22 protein-coding genes and 1 riboswitch are annotated in these 21,974 nt (G+C 57.4%); of the genes, 15 read left to right on the plus strand and 7 right to left on the minus strand.

Annotated features, from left to right (window positions below):
• Positions 1-5 precede the first annotated feature (5 nt).
• Positions 6-1,289: a putative acyl-CoA thioester hydrolase gene (locus tag BMF08_RS12425; protein WP_072567880.1), complete on the minus strand. Its 1,284-nt coding sequence runs from the start codon at positions 1,287-1,289 to the stop codon at positions 6-8.
• A gap of 138 nt (positions 1,290-1,427) precedes the next feature.
• Positions 1,428-2,717, minus strand: coding sequence for an adenosylmethionine--8-amino-7-oxononanoate transaminase (gene bioA, locus BMF08_RS12430; RefSeq protein ID WP_442778360.1), 1,290 nt, complete (start codon positions 2,715-2,717; stop codon positions 1,428-1,430).
• A gap of 84 nt (positions 2,718-2,801) precedes the next feature.
• Between bioA and bioB the strand changes: the two genes are divergently transcribed.
• From bioB to bioD, 4 genes are read left to right on the plus strand one after another with little or no spacing between them, the layout of a single operon-like run.
• The gene (gene bioB / locus BMF08_RS12435; RefSeq protein WP_072567882.1) at positions 2,802-3,836 is read left to right on the plus strand and encodes a biotin synthase BioB; all 1,035 of its coding nucleotides are present in this window, start codon (positions 2,802-2,804) and stop codon (positions 3,834-3,836) included.
• Positions 3,833-4,990: an 8-amino-7-oxononanoate synthase gene (bioF, locus tag BMF08_RS12440; RefSeq protein WP_072567883.1), complete on the plus strand. Its 1,158-nt coding sequence runs from the start codon at positions 3,833-3,835 to the stop codon at positions 4,988-4,990. The genes bioB and bioF overlap by 4 nt, the downstream gene beginning before the upstream one ends.
• The gene (bioC, locus tag BMF08_RS12445; protein WP_072567884.1) at positions 4,974-5,729 is read left to right on the plus strand and encodes a malonyl-ACP O-methyltransferase BioC; all 756 of its coding nucleotides are present in this window, start codon (positions 4,974-4,976) and stop codon (positions 5,727-5,729) included. Before bioF ends, bioC begins: the two co-directional genes overlap by 17 nt.
• Positions 5,722-6,423 (plus strand): dethiobiotin synthase, encoded by a 702-nt coding sequence (bioD, locus tag BMF08_RS12450; protein ID WP_072569418.1) that lies wholly within the window; start codon positions 5,722-5,724, stop codon positions 6,421-6,423. Before bioC ends, bioD begins: the two co-directional genes overlap by 8 nt.
• Here the strand turns inward: bioD and BMF08_RS12455 are convergent.
• Entirely contained in the window at positions 6,386-7,108 is a 723-nt protein-coding gene (locus BMF08_RS12455) for an ABC transporter ATP-binding protein (protein ID WP_072567885.1), read from the minus strand. The genes bioD and BMF08_RS12455 overlap by 38 nt on opposite strands.
• Before the next feature lie 763 nt (positions 7,109-7,871).
• Here BMF08_RS12455 and uvrB point away from each other — a divergent pair.
• From uvrB to nhaC, 5 genes are all read left to right on the plus strand, one after another.
• Positions 7,872-9,893: an excinuclease ABC subunit UvrB gene (gene uvrB, locus BMF08_RS12460; protein ID WP_072567886.1), complete on the plus strand. Its 2,022-nt coding sequence runs from the start codon at positions 7,872-7,874 to the stop codon at positions 9,891-9,893.
• A gap of 112 nt (positions 9,894-10,005) precedes the next feature.
• Positions 10,006-10,236 (plus strand): type II toxin-antitoxin system VapB family antitoxin, encoded by a 231-nt coding sequence (gene vapB / locus BMF08_RS12465; protein ID WP_072567887.1) that lies wholly within the window; start codon positions 10,006-10,008, stop codon positions 10,234-10,236.
• The gene (locus BMF08_RS12470; RefSeq protein ID WP_072567888.1) at positions 10,233-10,649 is read left to right on the plus strand and encodes a type II toxin-antitoxin system VapC family toxin; all 417 of its coding nucleotides are present in this window, start codon (positions 10,233-10,235) and stop codon (positions 10,647-10,649) included. The genes vapB and BMF08_RS12470 overlap by 4 nt, the downstream gene beginning before the upstream one ends.
• A 205-nt stretch (positions 10,650-10,854) precedes the next feature.
• Entirely contained in the window at positions 10,855-12,066 is a 1,212-nt protein-coding gene (locus BMF08_RS12475; protein WP_083580906.1) for a trans-sulfuration enzyme family protein, read from the plus strand.
• A gap of 13 nt (positions 12,067-12,079) precedes the next feature.
• Positions 12,080-13,534, plus strand: coding sequence for a Na+/H+ antiporter NhaC (nhaC, locus tag BMF08_RS12480; RefSeq protein ID WP_072567889.1), 1,455 nt, complete (start codon positions 12,080-12,082; stop codon positions 13,532-13,534).
• A gap of 155 nt (positions 13,535-13,689) precedes the next feature.
• Here the strand turns inward: nhaC and pmrB are convergent, their stop codons facing one another.
• The 4 genes from pmrB to yvcK form a co-directional block, all read right to left on the minus strand.
• Entirely contained in the window at positions 13,690-14,778 is a 1,089-nt protein-coding gene (pmrB, locus tag BMF08_RS12485; RefSeq protein WP_072567890.1) for a two-component system sensor histidine kinase PmrB, read from the minus strand.
• Positions 14,779-14,781: 3 nt separating this feature from the next.
• Complete coding sequence (gene pmrA / locus BMF08_RS12490) at positions 14,782-15,453, minus strand: two-component system response regulator PmrA (RefSeq protein ID WP_072569420.1); 672 nt, start codon at positions 15,451-15,453, stop codon at positions 14,782-14,784.
• Positions 15,454-15,458: 5 nt separating this feature from the next.
• Positions 15,459-17,093, minus strand: coding sequence for a phosphoethanolamine transferase EptA (gene eptA / locus BMF08_RS12495; RefSeq protein ID WP_072567891.1), 1,635 nt, complete (start codon positions 17,091-17,093; stop codon positions 15,459-15,461).
• 119 nt (positions 17,094-17,212) lie between these two features.
• Positions 17,213-18,121, minus strand: coding sequence for a uridine diphosphate-N-acetylglucosamine-binding protein YvcK (gene yvcK, locus BMF08_RS12500; RefSeq protein ID WP_072567892.1), 909 nt, complete (start codon positions 18,119-18,121; stop codon positions 17,213-17,215).
• A 216-nt stretch (positions 18,122-18,337) separates the two neighbouring features.
• A riboswitch (molybdenum cofactor riboswitch) is annotated at positions 18,338-18,472 on the plus strand.
• Here yvcK and moaA point away from each other — a divergent pair.
• The 6 genes from moaA (at position 18,460) to BMF08_RS12530 (ending at position 21,930) form a co-directional block, all read left to right on the plus strand.
• The gene (gene moaA, locus BMF08_RS12505) at positions 18,460-19,449 is read left to right on the plus strand and encodes a GTP 3',8-cyclase MoaA (RefSeq protein WP_099458753.1); all 990 of its coding nucleotides are present in this window, start codon (positions 18,460-18,462) and stop codon (positions 19,447-19,449) included. Its footprint overlaps the riboswitch before it by 13 nt.
• Positions 19,450-19,470: 21 nt before the next feature.
• Positions 19,471-19,983 carry a molybdenum cofactor biosynthesis protein B gene (gene moaB / locus BMF08_RS12510; protein WP_072567893.1) on the plus strand — a complete coding sequence of 171 codons (513 nt, stop codon included), beginning with the start codon at positions 19,471-19,473 and terminating at the stop codon, positions 19,981-19,983.
• 3 nt (positions 19,984-19,986) lie between these two features.
• A complete protein-coding gene (gene moaC, locus BMF08_RS12515; RefSeq protein WP_072567894.1) occupies positions 19,987-20,472 on the plus strand; it encodes a cyclic pyranopterin monophosphate synthase MoaC in 486 nt (161 codons plus the stop codon).
• Positions 20,465-20,710: a molybdopterin synthase sulfur carrier subunit gene (moaD, locus tag BMF08_RS12520; protein ID WP_072567895.1), complete on the plus strand. Its 246-nt coding sequence runs from the start codon at positions 20,465-20,467 to the stop codon at positions 20,708-20,710. Before moaC ends, moaD begins: the two co-directional genes overlap by 8 nt.
• Before the next feature lie 4 nt (positions 20,711-20,714).
• The gene (gene moaE, locus BMF08_RS12525) at positions 20,715-21,167 is read left to right on the plus strand and encodes a molybdopterin synthase catalytic subunit MoaE (RefSeq protein ID WP_072567896.1); all 453 of its coding nucleotides are present in this window, start codon (positions 20,715-20,717) and stop codon (positions 21,165-21,167) included.
• Between the two features lie 58 nt (positions 21,168-21,225).
• Complete coding sequence (locus BMF08_RS12530; protein ID WP_072567897.1) at positions 21,226-21,930, plus strand: Bax inhibitor-1/YccA family protein; 705 nt, start codon at positions 21,226-21,228, stop codon at positions 21,928-21,930.
• Positions 21,931-21,974 lie beyond the last annotated feature (44 nt).

Consider the following 21,974-nt stretch of genomic DNA (forward strand, 5'->3'; position numbering starts at 1 on the left):
ATAGGTTACTGCTTCGGCTCTGCCACAACCTGACTGCCCACGCCGCGGTTGTTGAACTCCCACATGCGGTTGAACTGCGCATCGTTCAGATCGCGCGTCACGTTGCCTTTGTCATCCACGCTGCCGGTGTTACCCGCAAAGGCGCGCTGTGTACCTGCGGCCGCGGCCCAGGGTTTCGCCACGTTAAAGCCTTCGTTGATCACGCTGTCGCGGATCACTACCTGACCGTTGGTCGCGGAGTCAATATCCAGCGAGCGGCCCAGCTGCGCCACGCCTTCACCGGCGGCGCTGAAGCGGCTGTTCACTGCCAGGAAACCGTAGAAGATGTTCGCCTGAGTAGCCGGCGCGAAGACATAACCTTCCTGCTGGGTGCGCGAATTCACCACGCGGAAATCGGTGTTGTCAAAGACCACCGCGCCGCGACCGGCAACCAGATCCACATCGCCCTCAACGTAGCTGTCTTTCACCAGCGTACGGGTCTGGCGATCGGTACGCAGGGTATTATCCACGCTGCTGTTGGTGACGAAGAAGGTGTTCTGGCGACCCAGAATGTTCACCTTGTTGATCTGCACTTTATCGCCATCGCTGCGCAGAGCCACCGCCTGGTGGTTACCCGCATCGACGCTGTCGCCCAGGCTGTTCTGGATGGTCAGGTTTTGCAGTTGCAGGCCATTGTTCTGTGACCAGACGACCGCCGAACACATCACGCCCACGGTGGCGTTACGTTTGCTCTGGCAGGCATCAAACATATACCAGGCAGGTTTACCCGGCATATATTTCCCTGCCGGATTCACCAGGCGACGCCAGGTGTTGGTGTCCATTTCGGAATCCACCGCGAGGCCGATTTTCACGTCCAGCGGTTTTTCGCCGGTGCCGTACAGCGTCAGGCTGCCAGGCGCTGCCGGAATATACACGGTGCCTTCATATTCGCCCGGCAGAATCGCAATGTACTGGCGATCGCTGGTGTGTTTATTGATAGCCGCATCCACGGCGGCCTGGATGGTGGTATGCGTGACACCGGCAGTGCCAGCCGGGCCGACGACAAAGTTCGCCTGCTGCGGCAGACGAATGCCGGACGGGCTCCATGGCGCGGCGTTCGGATCCATAGACGCGAAATAGCGCGCCGGGACAAAATTCTGTGCTTCATTCGCAGACAATACCGGACGGGAGGCAGTCCCCGGCGCGGCTTGCGTGGAAGGTTGTTGGTCCGGTGGCGTTGAGCTGCATGCAGTCAGTGTCACGCCAAAAGCCAGTGCCAGCGTCAGACGGGAAACCGAAAATGTGTTCAAGGGATGCTCCAGGCTATCAGGTTAAAATGAATTCCTTAGAAGCCTGCTTTTTTATACTAAGTTGAGCGAAACGGGAAGCCGATTGTTTAAATCGGCTGCAATATCCCGAAATATTTACCCAATTTTGCACGCCGCCCGTTATGGCAGGAAATGTTCCGGCTCCCGAACCGCATCGCATACCGCCCGCGTCAGTGCAGAGAGTTGTTGCGGGGTGATGATATAAGGCGGCATCAAATAGATCAGCCGACCGAATGGCCGCACCCATACGCCGCGTGACACAAAGAAGCGCTGCAAGGCCGCCATATTGACCGGCTGGCGGGTTTCGACAACGCCGATCGCGCCCAGTACCCGCACGTCCGCCACCGCATCCGCCTCACGGATCTCTGCCAGTTCACGGATTAACTGGGTTTCGATAGCCGCCACCTGTTCGCGCCAGTCGCCGCTCTCCAGCAGTTGTAGGCTGGCATTCGCCACCGCGCAGGCCAGCGGATTACCCATAAAGGTTGGGCCGTGCATAAAACAGCCCGCCTCGCCGTTGCTGATGGTTTCTGCCACTGCGCGGGTGGTCAGGGTGGCGGAGAGCGTCATGGTGCCGCCAGTCAGGGCTTTTCCGAGGCAGAGAATATCCGGCGCAATGCCAGCGTGCTCGCAGGCGAACAGCTTGCCGGTGCGCCCGAAGCCGGTGGCGATCTCATCGGCGATCAGCAGAATGCCTTCGCGGTCGCACATCTTACGAATACGTCTTAACCACTCCGGGTGATACATCCGCATTCCGCCCGCGCCCTGCACGATGGGTTCGAGGATCACCGCGGCGATCTCATGACGGTGTGCCGCCATCAGCCGGGCAAACGGCACCATATCAAGCTCATCCCATTCGCCGTCAAAACGGCTTTGCGGCGCAGGGGCAAAGAGGTTATCCGGCAGGTAACCCTGCCACAGGCTGTGCATGGAGTTATCCGGATCGCATACCGACATCGCGCCAAAGGTATCGCCGTGATAGCCATTGCGGAAGGTGAGGAAACGCTGGCGCGGCTCGCCTTTCGCCTGCCAGTACTGCAACGCCATCTTCATCGACACTTCAACCGCCACCGAGCCGGAATCCGCCAGAAACACGCACTCCAGCGGCTCCGGCGTCATCGCCACCAGCCTGCGGCATAAATCCACCGCGGGCTGATGAGTGATGCCGCCAAACATCACGTGGGACATCTCATCAATCTGCGCTTTCATCGCCGCATTGAGCTGCGGATGGTTATAGCCGTGGATCGCCGCCCACCAGGACGACATGCCGTCCACCAGTCGTTCGCCTGTCGCCAGATGCAGCTCACAGCCTTGGGCAGACTGCACCGGGTAGACCGGCAGCGGGGTGGTCATGGAGGTGTAAGGATGCCAGATATGGCGCTTATCAAAGGCGAGATCGTTCGGTGTCATAATCGACTTGTAAACCAAATTAAAAACATTTAGGTTTACGAGTCTACACCAAATCAAAACGTAACACACCTTTGGAGACGCCCCATGGCTCACCGCTGGACTTTGTCGCAAGTCACCGAACTCTTTAATAAACCGCTGCTCGATCTGCTGTTCGAGGCGCAAACCGTACACCGTCAGCATTTCGACCCGCGTCAGGTGCAGGTCAGTACGCTGCTGTCGATCAAAACCGGCGCCTGTCCGGAAGACTGCAAATACTGCCCGCAAAGCTCGCGCTATAAAACCGGGCTGGCCACCGAGCGGCTGATGGAGGTGGAGCAGGTGCTGGATTCAGCCCGTAAAGCCAAAGCGGCCGGTTCGACGCGCTTCTGCATGGGCGCGGCGTGGAAAAACCCGCACGAGCGCGATATGCCCTATCTGGAGCAGATGGTGCAGGGCGTGAAGGCGATGGGGCTGGAAGCCTGCATGACGCTCGGCACCCTCGAAGACAGTCAGGCGCAGCGCCTTGCCGCCGCCGGGCTGGATTACTACAACCACAACCTCGACACCTCGCCGGAATTTTACGGCAACATCATCACCACCCGCACCTATCAGGAGCGTCTCGACACCCTGGATAAAGTGCGCGATGCGGGGATCAAAGTCTGCTCCGGCGGTATCGTGGGCTTAGGTGAAACCGTCACCGATCGCGCCGGTCTGCTGCTGCAACTGGCGAACCTGCCGACGCCGCCGGAAAGCGTGCCGATCAATATGCTGGTGAAGGTGAAAGGCACGCCGCTGGCGGATAACGACGACGTGGACGCTTTCGATTTTATCCGCACCATCGCCGTGGCGCGCATCATGATGCCGACCTCCTTTGTACGTCTTTCCGCCGGGCGCGAGCAGATGAATGAGCAGACGCAGGCGATGTGCTTTATGGCCGGCGCGAACTCCATTTTCTACGGCTGCAAACTGCTGACCACGCCAAACCCGGAAGAGGATAAAGACGTGCAGCTGTTCCGCAAGCTGGGTCTTAATCCGCAGCAAACCGACGTCGTCAATGGTGATAACGAGCAGCAGTATCAGCTTGAACAACAACTGCGTAACGCCGACACCGACCAGTATTACAACGCGGCGGCGGTATGAGCTGGCAGACGCGCATCGATACGGCGCTCGACAAACGTCGCGCGGCGCAGGCGCTGCGCACCCGGCGCGTGATGGAGCAGGGTGCCGGGCGCTGGCTGACACACGACGGCGAGCGCTTTTGTAACTTTTCCTCCAATGACTATCTGGGCCTCAGCCAGCATCCGCAGGTGATCCGCGCCTGGCAGCAGGGCGCGGAACGCTATGGCGTAGGCAGCGGCGGCTCCGGGCACGTCAGCGGCTACACCGGGGCGCATCAGGCGCTGGAAGCGGAGCTGGCGGACTGGCTGGGCTACCCGCGCGCGCTGCTGTTTATCTCCGGTTTCGCCGCCAACCAGGCGGTGATCGCCGCGCTGGCGGGTGAGGATGACCGGCTTGTCGCCGACAAGCTCAGCCACGCCTCGCTGCTGGAAGCAGCGGCCTTCAGCCCGGCGCAGCTACGGCGCTATGCGCACAATGACGTGCAAAGCCTGACAGGGCTGCTGGATAAGCCCTGCGCCGGACAACAGCTGGTGATCACCGAAGGGGTGTTCAGCATGGACGGCGACAGCGCGCCGCTGGCGGAAATTGCCGCCGCCGCGCAAAGCGCGTCCGCCTGGCTGCTGGTGGATGATGCCCACGGCACCGGCGTCACCGGGCCGGAAGGACGCGGCAGCTGTCACGCCGCAGGCATCCGCCCGGAACTGCTGATCGTCACTTTCGGCAAAGGTTTTGGCGTCAGCGGCGCGGCCGTATTGTGCAGCGAGGCGCTGGCAGATTACCTGGTGCAGTTTGCCCGCCATCTGATTTACAGCACCGCCATGCCGCCCGCCCAGGCGATGGCCATCAGCGCCTCGCTGGCGGTGATCCGCCAGGCCGACGGCGCTGCCCGGCGGGAAAAACTCGGCGCGCTGATTGACCGTTTTCGCGCAGGCGCGCAGGCGCTGGATGTCAGCATGACCGCGTCACAGAGCGCCATTCAGCCGCTGATCGTCGGCGATAACGGACGGGCGCTGGATCTGGCCGCGCGGCTGCGGCAGGCGGGCTGCTGGGTGACGGCGATCCGCCCGCCCACCGTGCCGCCGGGCACCGCGCGTCTGCGGCTGACCCTGACGGCAGATCATGAACCGCAGGACATTGATCGTTTGCTGGAGGCGCTGCATGACGCCGGTGAATAAATCTGCGGTCGCCGCCGCCTTTGGCCGCGCCGCGCAGGGCTATGCCCATCATGCGCAATTGCAGACGCAAAGCGCCGAACTGCTGCTGGCGATGACCGGTGAACGATCCGTTGAACGGGTGCTCGACGCCGGTTGCGGTCCGGGAACCCTCAGCCGTTACTGGCGTGAGCAGGGCGCGCAGGTGACTGCGCTTGATCTCTCCGCGCCCATGCTCGACGAAGCCCGCCGCCAGCAGGCCGCGCATCACTATGTGCTGGCAGATATTGAAGCGATGCCCTTTGACCACGCGCAGTTTGACCTGGCGTGGAGCAATCTGGCGGTGCAGTGGTGTGACGATCTGCATCAGGCGTTAAGCGAGCTGAACCGCGTGGTGCGTCCCGGTGGCGCGGTGGCCTTTACCACGCTGGCGGCAGGCTCCCTGCCGGAGCTGAATCAGGCCTGGCAGGCGGTGGATCATCACCCGCACGCCAACCGTTTTTTACCGGCGCAGCAGCTGACTGACACGGTGAGTGGCTGGCGCGGCCGCAGCGGGCTCGCGCATATCACGCTGGATTTTGACGATGCGCTCAGCGCCATGCGTTCGCTGAAGGGCATCGGCGCCACGCATCTGCATGAAGGGCGTCAGGCCCAGGCGCTGACCCGCGGACAACTGCAACGCCTGCAGCTGGCGTGGCCGCAACGCGCGGGACGCTATCCGCTGACATATTCACTATTCTGGGGAGTAATTGAACGTGACTGAACGCTATTTTGTCACCGGTACGGACACCGAAGTGGGGAAAACCGTCGCCAGCTGCGCGCTGTTGCAGGCGGCAACCGCGCGGGGAAAACGCACTGCGGGTTATAAACCTGTGGCCTCCGGCAGCGAGATGACCCTGGACGGGCTGCGCAACAGCGACGCGCTGGCCCTGCAATGCCACGCCAGCCTGACGCTGGACTATGAGGCGGTAAATCCCTATATCTTTGCCGAGCCGACCTCGCCGCATATCGTCAGCGCCGATCAGGGGATCCCCATTGATTTTGGCGTGATGTCAGCAGGCTTACGCGCGCTGGAAACACAGGCGGACTGGGTGCTGGTGGAAGGCGCTGGCGGCTGGTTCACCCCGCTGACAGAACGCCAGAGTTATGCGGACTGGGTGAGACAGGAAGCGCTGCCGGTAATACTTGTGGTCGGCGTGAAGCTCGGCTGTATTAATCATGCGATGCTTACCGCGCTGGCGGTACGTCAGGCGGGGTTACGGCTGGCAGGCTGGATCGCCAACGACGTGCAGCCGCCGGGCAAACGTCATGCGGAGTATCTGGAAACGCTGCGACGCGTGCTGCCCGCCCCTTTTCTGGGGGAGATCCCCTGGCTTGCAGACGCGCCGCTGGAACGGCAAAACGGTCATTATCTTGATCTCAGCGGTCTTGATCCTGCGTCATCCAGTGGGAAATAAGCTGGTCATCTAACTGATGCACATGCCCCTGCGCCACGTTGCGCCCGCGATGCAGCAGGCAGAAGCGGTCGGCAACGCGGCGGATAAACGACAAATGCTGCTCCGCCAGCAGGATGGTCATGCCGAGATCCTGATTCAGCCGCACCAGTAAATTGCCGAGCTTATGGATAAAGGCCTGGCCCGCGCCCCGCGTCGGTTCATCAAGGATCAGCAAACGCGGTTGGGTGACCAGTGCGCGGGCCAGCGCCAGCTGATACTGGTCGTCTTCGGACAAGCCCGCGCCCTTTACCTGGCGCAGCGCGTACAGTTCCGGAAAGAGATCGTAGATCGCCGGTGTCACCGCACAGCCCGGCTCGCCTGCCGCCAGCATCGCAATATGCAGATTTTCCTCGACCGTCAGCTGGGAAAAGATCCGCCGATCCTGCGGCACATAACCAATCCCCATCGCCGTGCGGTGCGCCGCCGTCACCTGTAACAGATCCAGCGGCGGGGCGCTGGCTTCCTGCCAGATAATGCTGCCGCTCTCTATGGGCAGATTGCCGGTGATACAGTTTACCAGCGTGGTTTTCCCCATCCCCTGTAAGCCCATCACCGTGGTACAGGTGCCGGGCACTAAATCTAAATCCACGTTCCACAGCGTATGCTGATCGCCGTAATACTGATTTACTGCGCGTAGACGTAACATCGGGCTTCTCCTGTTGCTGGTGGCTACTGGCGCTGACTCTGTAAACGAGATGTTGCAAAAGACTTGCCACCTCCGACAAAAGTCGTATTTTTCGGAGCAGGATGACCAAAAAGACGGGAATTTACCGCACGCTGAGATTACCGCAGAAAATCCTGCACGCTGTGGGTGCGTGGCAGGCGAAAAGGGTGCATCAGCGAAACGGTTTGGTCACCGAATCGCCAGGCTTTTACCCGACGGCACACTTTGTTCCACGCAAAATTTAGTGATAAAAATTTTTTGTTATTGCCGTCTCGCCTGAAACCGGGAATTTGCTGAGCGGCAGGGGATATGGCCTGGCGGGAGTTATCCACTATTCCTGTGGATAACCATGTGCATTAGAGTTAGAAAACACGTGAGAAGCGAGAGTTCATGCGGCCTGGACATGAATTGATGCGAAACGCGGCTTTTCAGTATATTTATTTAATATCAATAACTTGTATAAAAGCAATGCCTGTAAAAAAAGTGTCACTGACTGCCACAAAACTTTCATGACATCACTTGACAAATGTTAAATAGGAAAACTTTTTGGGGATAACCTTTTTAGCGCAGCGTTTTATGCCGCAGGCAGGATAAAGTCCCGCCCGTTGCGCGCGCAGGTTTACGCCTCCACTTTCATAAACTAGCCTGATACTGGTTTTTCATCCAGTATTTTTTATTGGCAAAAATCGCCGTCGCGAGTAAAATTAATCACCTGCCCGCTCATTCCTCCACCAGGTAGCCGTTCATGAGTAAACCGTTCAAACTGAATTCTGCGTTTAAACCTTCTGGCGATCAGCCAGAGGCCATCCGTCGCCTGAAAGAAGGGCTGGAAGACGGACTGGCGCACCAAACCTTGCTGGGGGTAACCGGTTCAGGGAAAACGTTCACCATCGCTAATGTGATCGCCGACCTTCAGCGTCCGACCATGGTGCTGGCGCCTAACAAAACCCTGGCCGCGCAGCTCTATGGCGAGATGAAAGAGTTCTTCCCGGATAACGCCGTGGAATATTTCGTCTCCTACTACGATTACTACCAGCCGGAAGCCTATGTGCCGAGCTCTGACACCTTTATCGAAAAAGATTCGTCGGTGAACGAGCATATCGAACAGATGCGTCTGTCGGCGACCAAAGCCCTGCTGGAGCGTCGTGACGTGGTGGTGGTGGCTTCCGTATCGGCCATTTACGGTCTGGGCGATCCTGATCTGTACCTGAAAATGATGCTGCACCTGACCACCGGTATGATCATCGATCAGCGCGCCATCGTGCGCCGCCTGGCGGAGTTGCAATACACCCGTAACGATCAGGCGTTCCAGCGCGGCACATTCCGCGTGCGCGGCGAAGTGATCGATATTTTCCCGGCGGAATCCGACGATATGGCGCTGCGCGTCGAACTGTTCGACGAAGAGGTGGAGCGCCTGTCGCTGTTTGATCCGCTTACCGGGCATGTGGAATCGTCTATCCAGCGCTTTACCGTGTATCCGAAAACGCACTATGTAACGCCGCGCGAACGTATCGTGCAGGCGATGGAAGAGATCAAAGTCGATCTCGCCGACCGCCGTCAGACCCTGCTTGCTAATAATAAACTGCTGGAAGAGCAGCGCCTGACGCAGCGCACCCAGTTTGACCTCGAAATGATGAACGAACTGGGCTATTGCTCCGGGGTGGAAAACTACTCCCGCTACCTTTCCGGTCGCGGGCCGGGGGAAGCGCCGCCAACGCTGTTTGACTATCTGCCTGCGGATGGCCTGCTGGTGGTGGACGAATCCCACGTCACCATCCCGCAGATCGGCGGCATGTACCGTGGCGACCGCGCGCGAAAAGAGACGCTGGTGGAATATGGCTTCCGTCTGCCGTCGGCGCTGGATAACCGTCCGATGAAATTTGAAGAGTTCGAAGCCCTGGCGCCGCAGACCATCTACGTGTCGGCGACGCCGGGTCCTTACGAGCTGGAAAAATCAGGGGAAGATATTGTCGACCAGGTGGTGCGTCCGACCGGCCTGCTGGATCCGATTATCGAAGTGCGCCCGGTGGCGACCCAGGTGGACGATCTGCTTTCCGAGATCCGCAAGCGCGTCGCCATCAACGAGCGTGTGCTGGTCACCACGCTCACCAAACGTATGGCCGAGGATTTGACCGAGTACCTCGAAGAGCATGGCGAAAAGGTGCGCTATCTGCACTCAGATATCGATACCGTGGAGCGTATGGAGATCATCCGCGACCTGCGTCTTGGCGAATTTGACGTGCTGGTGGGCATTAACCTCTTGCGTGAGGGGCTGGATATGCCGGAGGTGTCGCTGGTGGCGATCCTCGATGCCGACAAAGAAGGCTTCCTGCGTTCTGAACGCTCGCTGATCCAGACCATCGGTCGCGCGGCGCGTAACGTTAACGGTAAAGCCATTCTCTACGGCGATCGCATCACCGCGTCGATGGCGAAAGCCATCAGCGAAACCGAACGTCGTCGCGAGAAACAGCACCAGTACAACGTCGAGCACGGCATTACGCCGCAGGGTCTGAACAAGAAAGTGGTGGATATTCTGGCGCTGGGCGAGAACATCGCGAAAACCAAAGCGAAAGGCCGCGGTAAGTCCCGCTCGCCGGTGGTGGAAGAGAGCCTGGAACGCCTGCTGACGCCAAAAGCGATGCAGCAGAAGATCCACGAACTGGAAGCGCAGATGATGCAGCACGCGCAAAATCTGGAGTTCGAAGAAGCCGCTGCCGTGCGCGACCAGCTGCACCAGCTGCGGGAATTGTTTATCGCGGCGTCCTGATCCCGGCCGCGCTATGCCGCTATGGTATAGCGCGGTTTGTTTATTGCGCCTCAGCATATGCCAGGCATATACTTCTCTGAATGCAGTTGTCCCTGCCCGGGAGGAGTAAAAGATGAGAACGGTATCGATATTCAAAAATGGCAATAACCGTGCAATACGTTTGCCCCGTGATCTGGATTTTGACGGCGTGAACGAACTGGAAATCATAAGGGAAGGCGACACCATCATCCTGCGACCAGTTAAACCCTCCTGGGGTTCATTTTCGCAGGAAGAAAAAGCCGACAAGGATTTCATGCAGGAGCGTGAAGATATCGTCAGCGACGAGGGACGTTTTAAATTATGAGCATGACCTACATGCTGGATACCAATATTTGCTCATTTATTATGCGTGAGCAGCCAGCGTCGGTATTAACACGGCTGGAGCAGGCTGTAATGCGCCGCAACCGTATTGTGGTATCCGCTATTACCTACGCAGAAATGCAGTTTGGCGCTATCGGTAAAAAAGCCTCACCGCGGCACGGGCAGCTGGTGCAGGCGTTCTGCGCCCGCCTCGATGCCATACTGCCCTGGGATCGCGCTGCCGTTGATGCCACCACCAGGATCAAGGTTGCGCTGGCGGCGGCGGGTACGCCTGTTGGTGCCAACGATGCCGCTATCGCCGGACATGCTATCGCCGCCAATGTTATTCTGGTGACTAATAATATACGTGAATTTGCGCGGATACCGGGTTTGATCCTTGAAGACTGGGCGGAATAATAATGCTACATAATATTATTTACCGCTCTTATTAATCCCATTAATTAACCCCAATCCCTATTTTTAATTGCTGTGATCTGAATAACGCTGAGCTTTGCATAAATGCCTCCCTGCATTAATTGATGGCAAAATACGCAGGATCTTTTCTGCGCTTTTTTATTAAGCTGGTTTTTATTATCCCTCCCGTAAAAACCAGGAAAAGAGAATGGAATCGGTAAAATGTCTGTTAAGAGAAAATGAATATGCCATGGATGATGTTCTTACCTGTTCAGGTATTAACGAAGAACATCATAAAAATTATGGCGCGGTCAGCCCACCGCTGGTGAAAACCAGTTTATTCGTGCAGCAGGATTATCAGCGCTATTGTGACGACATGCAGCACGAGGCGGAGCGTTATATTTATTCCCGCGGGCTGAATCCCACCACGGAACTGCTGGAAAATAAACTCGCCGCCCTTGAGCGGGGCGAAGCCTGCAAAGCCTTTGCCTCCGGTATGGGGGCGATTGCCGCCACGCTGTTCGCGCTGTTGCGCAGCGGGGATCACATTATCCTCGCTAATAACGTCTATGGTCCGACGCTGGCACTGGTTAAGCAAATGCAGGCGCGGTTTAACATTACCTTTGACGTGGTACTGAGCGGCGAAGCGGCGGACATCGCGGCAAAAATCCGCCCCGGCACGCGGATTATCTATACCGAATCCCCCGGCACCATGACCATGCGGGTGGTGGATCTGCGCGCCATCGCCCGGCTGGCAAAAGCGCACGGCATTATCACCGTTATTGACAACACCTGGGCTACGCCGCTGTTCCAGAAGCCGCTGACGCTCGGCTTCGATCTGACGCTGCACTCCTGCACCAAATACATTGGCGGCCACAGTGACTTAACCGCCGGGGCGGTGGTGGGCCGCCGCGAGCATATTGACGCGATCCGCGATTTTTCCCATCAGCTGCTTGGCGCGGTGCTGGCACCGGACAGCGCCTGGCTGGTGATCCGCGGTCTGCGCACGCTGCCGCTGCGCATGAAGCAGCATCAGGAAAATACGCTGGCGGTACTGGCCTGGCTGTCGGACTGCGAAGAAGTGGAAAAACTCTGTCACCCGGCGGTGGCGGATACACGCAGCCGGGAATTAATTGCCGCGCAAATGTACGGGCTCTCCGGTTTATTCAGTTTTGAATTACGTGACGGCAGCTTTCAGAAAGTAAAAACCTTTATTGATAGTTGTAAAATCTTCAAACCCGGATGCAGCTGGGGCGGTTATGAAAGCCTAATTATTTCCCCCAATCGCGGTTATAACGAGGAAGATATTGCCCGCGACGGTATGGCGGCAGGATTAATCCGTATTTCTGTCGGCCAGGAAAGTCCGCAATTATTGATCGCCGATTTGCATCGCGCTTTTAGCGCCATTAAAAACTGCTAAATATACAGGAAAGATGATGAACGCTAACAGGGAACCGGGCTTTACCGCTGCGATGCTGTTATTAGCGGTAGTCTTTATCGTATTTTTTACCGGCATCGGTATGTTAAATTATCCGGTAGAATTCATTCTTATTGTCATCACTATTGTTTCCGGCTTTTTTGCCCGCTATTACGGGGCAGGCTGGCAGGAGATCATGCAGACGTTTATCGGCAAAATAAAAGATGCCGTGCCGGCAATGCTGATCCTGCTTACCATCGGCATGTTAATTGGCTGCTGGATGGTCAGCGGCACCATTCCGCTGATGGTGTTTTACGGCCTGGAAATTATCAATCCGGCCTATCTTTACCTGACGGCCTTTCTGGTGACGGTGTGCATCTCAACCTTTACCGGTACTTCATGGGGATCGGCGGGCACCATTGGCGTGGCGCTGGTGGCGGTGGCGGCCGCCATGAACGTTTCGTTGCCGGTGACCGCCGGAGCGGTGATCTCCGGCGCTTACTTTGGCGATAAGCTCTCACCGCTGTCCGACACCACCAACATGGCGGCGTTGGCGGCAGGGGCGGAGCTATACCAGAGCATTCGCCACATGATGTACACCTCGGTCCCGGCGTTTCTGTTCGCCTGTCTCGGCTTCTGGATTGCCGGTTCGGATTTGCAGGCGACAGAGGCGCTGCAACTGGACACCATTCCGGTCATGAAAAATGCCCTTGAGCAGCTATTCTGGCTGAACCCACTGCTGATGGTCCCGGCGCTGCTGGTATTTGTCGGCGCCATGCGCAAATGGGATACCGTGATTGTGCTGGTCGCCTCGTCGTTTATGGCGCTCGGTCTTGCCGCTTTTGCGCAGCCGTTCGCGCTGGCGGATCTGGTTAAGGCGGCGATTAATGGCTTTCACACCAGCATGATCCCGGATTTCAGTTCGGTGCCGATGAACGAGGCGACCAGTAAAAATATCAACACGCTGCTTAACCGGGGCGGGATGTACTCTATGGTCAGCCCGATTGTGGTGATGCTGTGCGCTTTTCTGTTTGCCTCGGCGCTGGACGTGTCCGGCGGGCTTAACGTTATTTTGCAGCGGCTGGTGAAAAAGCTCACTTCGGTGACCAGCACCGTGCTGGCAACCATGCTGACCAGCTCGCTGCTGGTGGCCTGTACCGGCAATGCGGTGATCAGCTTTTTCCTCGTCAAAAACATGTACGATCCCTGCTTTAAAACCAAAAAGCTGCATATGGTAAACATGTCCCGCGCCATGGAGTCCGGCGCGACGCTGCTGGAAGGGCTGTTCCCCTGGACCATTTCAGGGATGTTTATGGCGAAAACCCTCGGCGTGGCGACGCTGGAGTATGCGCCCTGGGTGCTGTTTAATCTGAGCTGCTTCGTGATGGCGGTACTGTACGCGGTGCTGGCGCGCTGGTCCGCTTTCGGAACGCGTTACGAAACGGAGAATGAGAGGGGCATCACATCGTAACGCATTTATTCATACGGCTTAATCTAACCTTAATCTTGCGCAGCGACACTGTCCTCAGCTTAATGAGGACAGTGCCATGCAAAAAATAACTTCCGTACAATTACTCGCCCTTGCTGCCACGCTGATGATCGTCGCCAGCTTCCTGCATACCTGGTTTACCGTCTGAGCGCCGCCTGAGCGCGGGCATCCGGAAACCGTACCCCTGCACGCAGCCCAGGTCCTGGGTGGCGATTATGTAAAAATAACTCCCCGTCATGTAACTGGGCGATACGGCTGACGATACTCAGACCCAGCCCCATGCCGCCGTAACGGCTGTCCATACGCACAAAGGCTTTGCTCAGCTCGTGGCTGGAGGCTTCATCAATGCCGGGGCCTTCATCTTCAACGGCCAGTACAGGGGCGTCGTCATCGCTGACGGTGAGGGTAATGGTGGCCAGCTCCGGGCTGTAACGGTGCGCGTTTTCCACCAGATTTCTCAGCAGAACGCGCAGTTGCGGCGCATCGCCGCTCACCGCAATATCCCCGGCGTTTTCCGGCCACACTAATTTCTGCTGGCGTGTGCTCACCATGGTGAGCAGTTCGTCCTGCAAGGGCAGGATCACATCGCGGATCAGCATCACCTGCTGATAGCTTCCCGCCGAGAACGACTGCGCCACCCGTGCCAGTTGCAGCAACTGCGAGACGTTTTCCGTCATCTGCTCAATGCGCAAAATGAGATGGCTGACGTCAATCGCATGGCTTTTCGACAACAATTCCAGATGCAGCCGCAGCCCGGCGAGCGGTGTGCGCAGCTCGTGAGCCACGTCCGCGGTGAACAGGCGCTCCCGATCGAGAGTCACCGTCAGGCGGCCCACCAGCTGGTTGATCGCCGTGGTGACCGCTTCGACTTCCGGCACGGGTTTTTCCAGCGCGATGGGTTGCAGATTGTCCGGCGTGCGGATCTCCAGTTCATGCTGCAAATCTTTTAATGGGCGGGTGATGCGTTTTATCGCCTGTAAGCACAGCACCAGCGCAAGGCCGATGATGACCAGGCTTGGGATGAGCAGGCTGGCGACCGCTTCGTGCACTTCATGTTTAATATTGCTGTGATTGTTGGCTTTGTAGATCTCGCTTTCCACAATCAGCTGGATCTGCTCTTTGCTTTCATGCCACAGCCAGAACACGCTCACCAGCTGGCAGACCACCAGAATGGTGCCAATGGTCAGCAGCAAGCGACGCCGCAGCGTCCAGTGTCGGAAATTCATGCTTTACTGCTCTCCCGGCGTTTTTACCAGCAGATAGCCGAAGCCCCGCACCGTACGGATGCGATCTTTACCCACTTTGTCGCGCAGATTATGAATATGCACTTCCAGGGTGTTGGTGGCCGGTTCGTTATCCCAGCTGTAAATATCGTTGTATAGAATTTCCCGGTGCACCGCGTTGCCTGCTTTTAACATCAGGCGCGAAAGCAGGGCGTACTCTTTCGGCGTCAGCTCCAGCGGCCTGCCCGCCAGCTTCACCTGACGGTTATTCACATTCAGTTGCAGATCGCCCACAGTCAGTTCGCTGTCGCCCTGATTATGCTGACGGCGCAGCAGGGCGCGGATGCGGGCGTTGAGCTCCTCCAGCGCGAAGGGCTTCATCAGATAGTCATCCGCGCCCGCATCCAGTCCCGATACGCGATCCTCAACGGTATCGCGCGCCGTGAGCACCAGCACCGGCAGGGCGCATTTTTCGCGGCGGAGTCGCTGCAAAAAATGCACGCCGTCTTCATCGGGCAGTCCCAGATCCAGTACGATCAGGCTGTAATGCCCCATCGCCAGGCTCTGCGAGGCCTCCCGCGCCGTAGAGACGCCATCGCAGGCGTAACCTTCGGACTGCATCGCCAGCAGCAGGCCCTGCAATAACAGGGTATCGTCTTCCACCACTAAGATTTTCATCAGCATTACCCCCTGCACGGCGCGAGAATATCATCTGCCGCATGATACTCGCTGGTTTGTACGCCCACTAACCCTAACATCGTTGAGAACAGATTATCCTGGGAAAATGCTTCCGCGCTGGCGCGTTTTTTCAGGCAGCTGTAATTCACAGCGTGACCTTTCTGATACTGGTCGGAAAGCCAGATCACCATCGGAATATGTTTTTGTGAATCCGGCGCGATGGAATAGGGCAGACCGTGCAAATAAACGCCATTTTCACCTAAGGATTCGCCGTGATCGGAAAGATACATCAGGCTGGTGGTGACGTTGTCCGGCTGCGCCTGCAATAATTTAATCGCCTTATCGACAATATAATCCACGTACAGCACCGTATTATCATAGGTGTTAACCAGCTGCTCGCGGGAACAGGTCTGGATTTCATTGGTGTCGCAGGTTGGGGTGAATTTGCGGAACTGCGGCGGATAGCGGTTATAGTAGGTCGGCCCATGGCTGCCAATAGTATGTAATACGATCAGCCCGTCACCGGGAAAACTGTCGATAGATTTTTGCAGATCGTGAAACAGAATTTCATCCTGGCATTCGCCCGCAATGCAATAATCTGCCAGATTCAGTTTCGTCATATCCTGGTGCGGCACACGGTCGCAGGCACCTTTACAGCCGCCGTCATTTTCATTCCACTGCACTGATATTCCCGCGCGCTGCACAATATCCAGCAAACCTTCACGATGATGCGCGAGTTGTTCATTGTAATTTTTGCGCGGCATGCCGGAAAACATGCAGGGCACCGAAATTGCCGTCGCCGTCCCGCAGGAGGTGGTTTTCGGGAAATAGACCACATTGTCTTTCGACAGCAGCGGATTAGTATCTCGTGGATAGCCTGACAGCGCGAAGTTATCCGCTCGGGAAGTTTCGCCAACGATCAGAATAGTCAGGTGTTTGGTCTGCGGCTTGTGCATCGCGGGGGTAAGTGTTGCGTCCTCGCCCAGCCGGACCAGCGGCAGATTATCCATACGGTGATGAACATCATAAGACAGGAGGGCGCTGATGCTGTTCGACGGGCCAAGGGATTTCACCAGCTCTTTATTATTGCGAAACAGCGAGGCGTAATCTTTATAAAAGCAGGCGGCGATAAGCAATATTATCGCCACAGACGCGAGAATATTCACACAGCGCATAGCGGCGCTATGTACACGCGTACGGCTTTTTTTGAATTTCACCACAAAGGCGAGGATCGCCATGGCAATACCGGAAAGGCCTATGGTCAAAATTAACTGCGGCGTCATCAGGGCGAAGGATTCCGCTGGCGTGGTATCCAGCATATTGGCAATCATCGAGCGGTCAATAATGATGCCGTAGGTCCAGATGAAATACTGCGTGGCGGCGCTGAGCAAAATAAACACCGCGATCACCAGCCGATCCAGCCACAGAAAAGAAGCCAGCGTTGCGATGATATTAATCACGCTGAACGCCACCAGCGGCATCGACAGAAACACCGCCAGATTGTAAGCCGAGTTAACGGGTAACAGGGCCCAGGCCTGACGGTAATAAATGAGGTTGAGGAAAACAGCAATATAAACAGAAAACAGCAGCAAAAAAGTCAGGCGACTCATTGCAGGGCGGCGAAGCGGAATACGGCGCATAGTGAAGGTCCTGTGAGAATATACCAGGCATGTTCACAGACAAGGGTTAAGCCAACCTTAAGAACTTAAGAAAGCGCTGAGTAAAGTGTTTCCCCTCGTAACAGGCGAGGGGAATGCTGTCAGCCAAGGCTTTGCACCGCACGCTCCAGCGCCGCGCGCAGCAGGCGGCGGTCATGGCGGTAGGGCACGTCGCTGGCTTCCAGCACGTCCTGGATCACGATGCGGTCTGTCACCGACGAAACGTCCACCGTCGGGCCAACCACCACCGCGTCAATAATGCGTTTGCCGACGTACTGCTCCATCAGCGCCAGCTTGTCGTTCAGGCTGAGGCTGGCGGCGGCGACGCTGAGTTCTTTGCCAAGATTACCGATATAGACCACCGGAGCCGGAGTGCGGCGCAGCGCCTGCGCCAGATTGTCGAGCAGCAGCAGCGGCAGCAGGCTGGTGTAAAAACTCCCCGGCCCGATTAAAATCAAATCCGCTTCGGCAATGGCCTGCACCGCCTCGCGGGTGGCCTGGGCGCTGGGGAACAGCATCAGCTCCTGCACCGGCTGCGTCAGCTGATCGATATTCACTTCGCCATATACCGCATGGCCTTCGCTGTCGAGCGCCATCAGATCCAGCGGCTGCTCCGACATCGGGATCAGAAAGGCGTCCACCTTCAGCAGATTACGGATCAGGTTAATGGCCTCCAGCGGCCGGACGCTGAGATGATCCAGCGCTTTCAGCATCAGGTTGCCCAGGTTATGCCCCGCCAGCTCGCCGTTGCCGGTGAAGCGGTACTCGAACATCGCCGAGGCGACGCTTGGCTCGGTGATAAGCTGGTTAAGACAGTTACGCATATCGCCCCAGGCGATGCCGCCTTCAGAACGACGAATGCGTCCGGTCGAGCCGCCATTATCGGTGGTGGTCACGATGCCGGTTAAACGGGAGCCGAGCGAGGAGAGGGAAGACATCACCCGTCCCAGCCCGTGCCCGCCGCCGAGGGCGACAACCCTGTCGAGATCCGCAAGAGTGCGATTGCGCATAGCCAGTCCTTATGTCGAAAAAATCACGTTACGTTACCCGAAATACCCCTTTATGACGATGTCACGTCGGGGGGAAGATGACACATATCAATGCAAGGCCGGGATTATCGCGTAGTCTGTAATGAAAATGCACGATTATGTCGCTATGTAGTTAATTATATAGCGCTATGCAAGGATGGCGGAACAGGTCGTATCGCGATATTATCGCCTGAGCTTGCTAACTAAACACACTCTAGCCTCTGCGCCTACGTCTTAATGATAGGGTGCTTTGGCCGTGGCGAACCGCCACCAGGGTGCAGGAAGAAATGACTGCACCTCCCGTATCTGGAAAGGTGTACATGGCCTCACAACTTACCGATGCATTCGCGCGTAAGTTTTATTACCTGCGTTTGTCTATTACCGACGTGTGCAATTTTCGTTGCACCTATTGTCTGCCCGATGGCTACAAGCCGGGTGGCGTGACGAACAAAAGCTTTCTCAGCCTCGACGAAATTCGTCGCGTCACCCGTACCTTTGCCGCGCTCGGCACGGAAAAAGTGCGTCTGACCGGCGGGGAACCCTCGTTGCGCCGCGATTTCACCGACATTATCGCCGCGGTACGCGAAAACGCCGCTATCCGCCAGATTGCGGTGACCACCAACGGTTATCGCATGGCGCGCGACGTGCAGAGCTGGCGCGATGCCGGGCTGACGGCGATTAACGTCAGCGTCGACAGCCTTGATGCCCGCCAGTTTCACGCCATTACCGGCCAGGATAAATTCCGCCAGGTGATGGACGGCATCGACGCCGCCTTTACCGCGGGCTTTGAGAAAGTCAAAGTGAATACCGTGCTGATGCGCGATGTTAACCATCATCAGCTGGATACGTTCCTGGCGTGGATCCAGTCGCGTCCCATCCAGCTGCGCTTTATCGAACTGATGGAAACCGGCGAGGGCAGCGAGCTGTTCCGCAAACATCATCTCTCCGGCATGGTGCTGCGCGATGAACTGCTGCGCCGTGGCTGGATCCAGAAGCTCCGTCAGCGCAGCGACGGCCCGGCGCAGGTGTTCTGCCACCCGGACTATGAAGGCGAAATCGGCCTCATCATGCCGTATGAGAAAGACTTCTGCGCCACCTGCAACCGTCTGCGCGTCTCGTCCGTCGGCAAGCTGCACCTGTGCCTGTTCGGCGACGGCGGCGTCAGCCTGCGCGATCTGCTTGCCGATGACAGCCAGCAGGCTGCGCTGGAAGCGCGAATTTCAGAGGCGCTGACGCATAAAAAGCAGACCCATTTCCTGCATCAGGGCAATACCGGTATTACGCAAAATCTGTCGTATATCGGCGGGTAACACCGAATAAGGAGATCCTTTATGAGTCAGGTCAGTGCAGATTTTATCCCGACCCGTATCGCCATTTTAACCGTCACCAGCCGTCGCACCGAAGAGGACGATACTTCCGGCCACTATCTGCGCGACGCCGCGCAGGAAGTCGGGCATCACATCGTCGACAAAGCGATTGTTAAAGAGAACCGCTACGCCATTCGTGCGCAGGTTTCCGCGTGGATCGCCTCGGACGACGTACAGGTGGTATTAATCACCGGCGGCACCGGATTCACCGCCGGCGATCAGGCCCCGGAAGCGCTGCTGCCGCTGTTTGACCGCGAAGTGGAAGGTTTCGGGGAAGTGTTCCGTATGCTGTCGTTCGAAGAGATTGGCACCTCGACGCTGCAATCCCGCGCTATTGCGGGCATCGCCAATAATACGCTGATTTTTGCCATGCCCGGCTCGACGAAAGCCTGCCGCACCGCCTGGGAAAATATCATCGCCCCGCAGCTCGACGCACGCACCCGTCCGTGCAATTTTCATCCTCATTTAAAGAAATAAACCATGTCTCAGTTGACCCACATTAACGCCGCAGGCGAAGCGCATATGGTGGATGTGTCCGGCAAGGCTGAAACCGTGCGTGAAGCGCGCGCCGAAGCCTTTGTCACCATGCGCCCGGAAACGTTACAGATGATCATTGACGGCAGTCACCACAAAGGCGATGTGTTTGCCACCGCGCGCATTGCGGGCATTCAGGCCGCCAAGCGCACCTGGGATCTGATCCCGCTGTGCCATCCGCTGATGCTCAGCAAAGTGGAAGTCAATCTTCGCGCCGAACCCGAACATCACCGTGTGCGCATTGAGTCCCTCTGCCGGCTGACCGGAAAAACCGGCGTCGAAATGGAAGCGCTGACCGCCGCCTCCGTGGCGGCGCTGACTATTTACGACATGTGCAAAGCCGTACAGAAGGACATGGTCATTGGCCCGCTGCGCCTGCTGGCGAAAAGCGGCGGAAAATCCGGCGATTTCAGGGTGGATAGCGATGATTAAGGTGCTGTTTTTTGCGCAGGTGCGCGAACTGGTGGCCTGCGACGGGCTGGACGTTAAGGCCGAATATGCAAGCGTAGAACAGCTGCGTGCGGCGCTGGCGGCGAAAAGCGATCGCTGGGCGCTGGCGCTGGAGTCCGGCAAGCTGCTGGCGGCGGTCAATCAGACGCTGGTGGATTTTAACCACCCGCTGCGCGAAGGCGACGAAGTGGCCTTCTTCCCGCCGGTAACCGGAGGTTAAGCTGATGGAAAATACCCGTATCCGCGTGGGTCATGAAAATTTCAGCGTCGGCGACGAATATCAGTGGCTGGCCGCCTGCGATGAAGACGGAGCGGTGGTCACCTTTACCGGCAAAGTGCGTAATCATAATCTGGGCGACAGCGTCAGCGCGCTGACCCTTGAACACTATCCCGGTATGACCGAGAAAGCGCTGGCTGAGATCGTCAGCGACGCCCGCGCGCGCTGGCCGCTGCAACGGGTATCCGTTATTCACCGCATCGGGGAATTATGGCCGGGCGATGAAATCGTGTTTGTCGGCGTCACCGGCGCGCACCGCAGTTCCGCCTTTGAAGCCGCGCAGTTTATTATGGATTATCTGAAAACCCGCGCGCCGTTCTGGAAGCGTGAAGCCACGCCGGAAGGCAGCCGCTGGGTGGACGCGCGTGACAGCGATAAGCAGGCCGCCGAACGCTGGTGACCCGCTTTCGCAGGGATGTGTTAACCTTATAGTCTCTTCACTTAATCAGGAGTTAATCATGGACAGATACCCAGGAAGCGGTTCGATTGTCGAGGCGCGCAGCGGGCTGCAAACCTATATGGCGCAGGTGTATGGCTGGATGACCTGCGGTCTGCTGTTGACCGCCTTTATTGCCTGGTATTCTGCGAATACCCCGGCGGTAATGATGTTCGTCTTCTCCAGCAAAATTACCTTTTTCGGGCTGGTGATTGCGCAGCTGGCGCTGGTGTTCGTGCTTTCCGGCATGGTGCATCGCCTGAGCGCGGGTATGGCCACCACGCTGTTTATGCTCTATTCCGCGCTCACCGGGCTGACGATTTCCAGTATTTTTATCGTCTACACCTACTCCTCTATTGCCAGCACCTTTGTGGTGGCCGGCGGGATGTTTGGCGCGATGAGCCTCTACGGTTACACCACTAAGCGTGATTTGAGCGGCTTCGGCAACATGCTGTTTATGGCGCTGATCGGTATCGTGCTGGCTTCGCTGGTTAACTTCTGGCTGAAAAGCGAAGCGCTGATGTGGGCGGTGACCTATATCGGGGTGATTGTGTTTGTGGGGCTGACGGCCTATGACACGCAGAAGCTGAAAAACATTGGCGAGAATATCGATACCCGCGACAGCACTAACCTGCGTCGTTATTCGATCCTCGGCGCGCTGACGCTGTATCTGGACTTTATTAACCTGTTCCTGATGCTGCTGCGGATTTTCGGTAACCGCCGCTGATAATAACAGAGCCGGGCGGCACGTTGTTTGCCCGGCCTACGTTA

Source organism: Enterobacter sp. SA187, assembly GCF_001888805.2.
In the GTDB taxonomy this organism is placed as follows: Bacteria; Pseudomonadota; Gammaproteobacteria; order Enterobacterales; family Enterobacteriaceae; genus Enterobacter_D.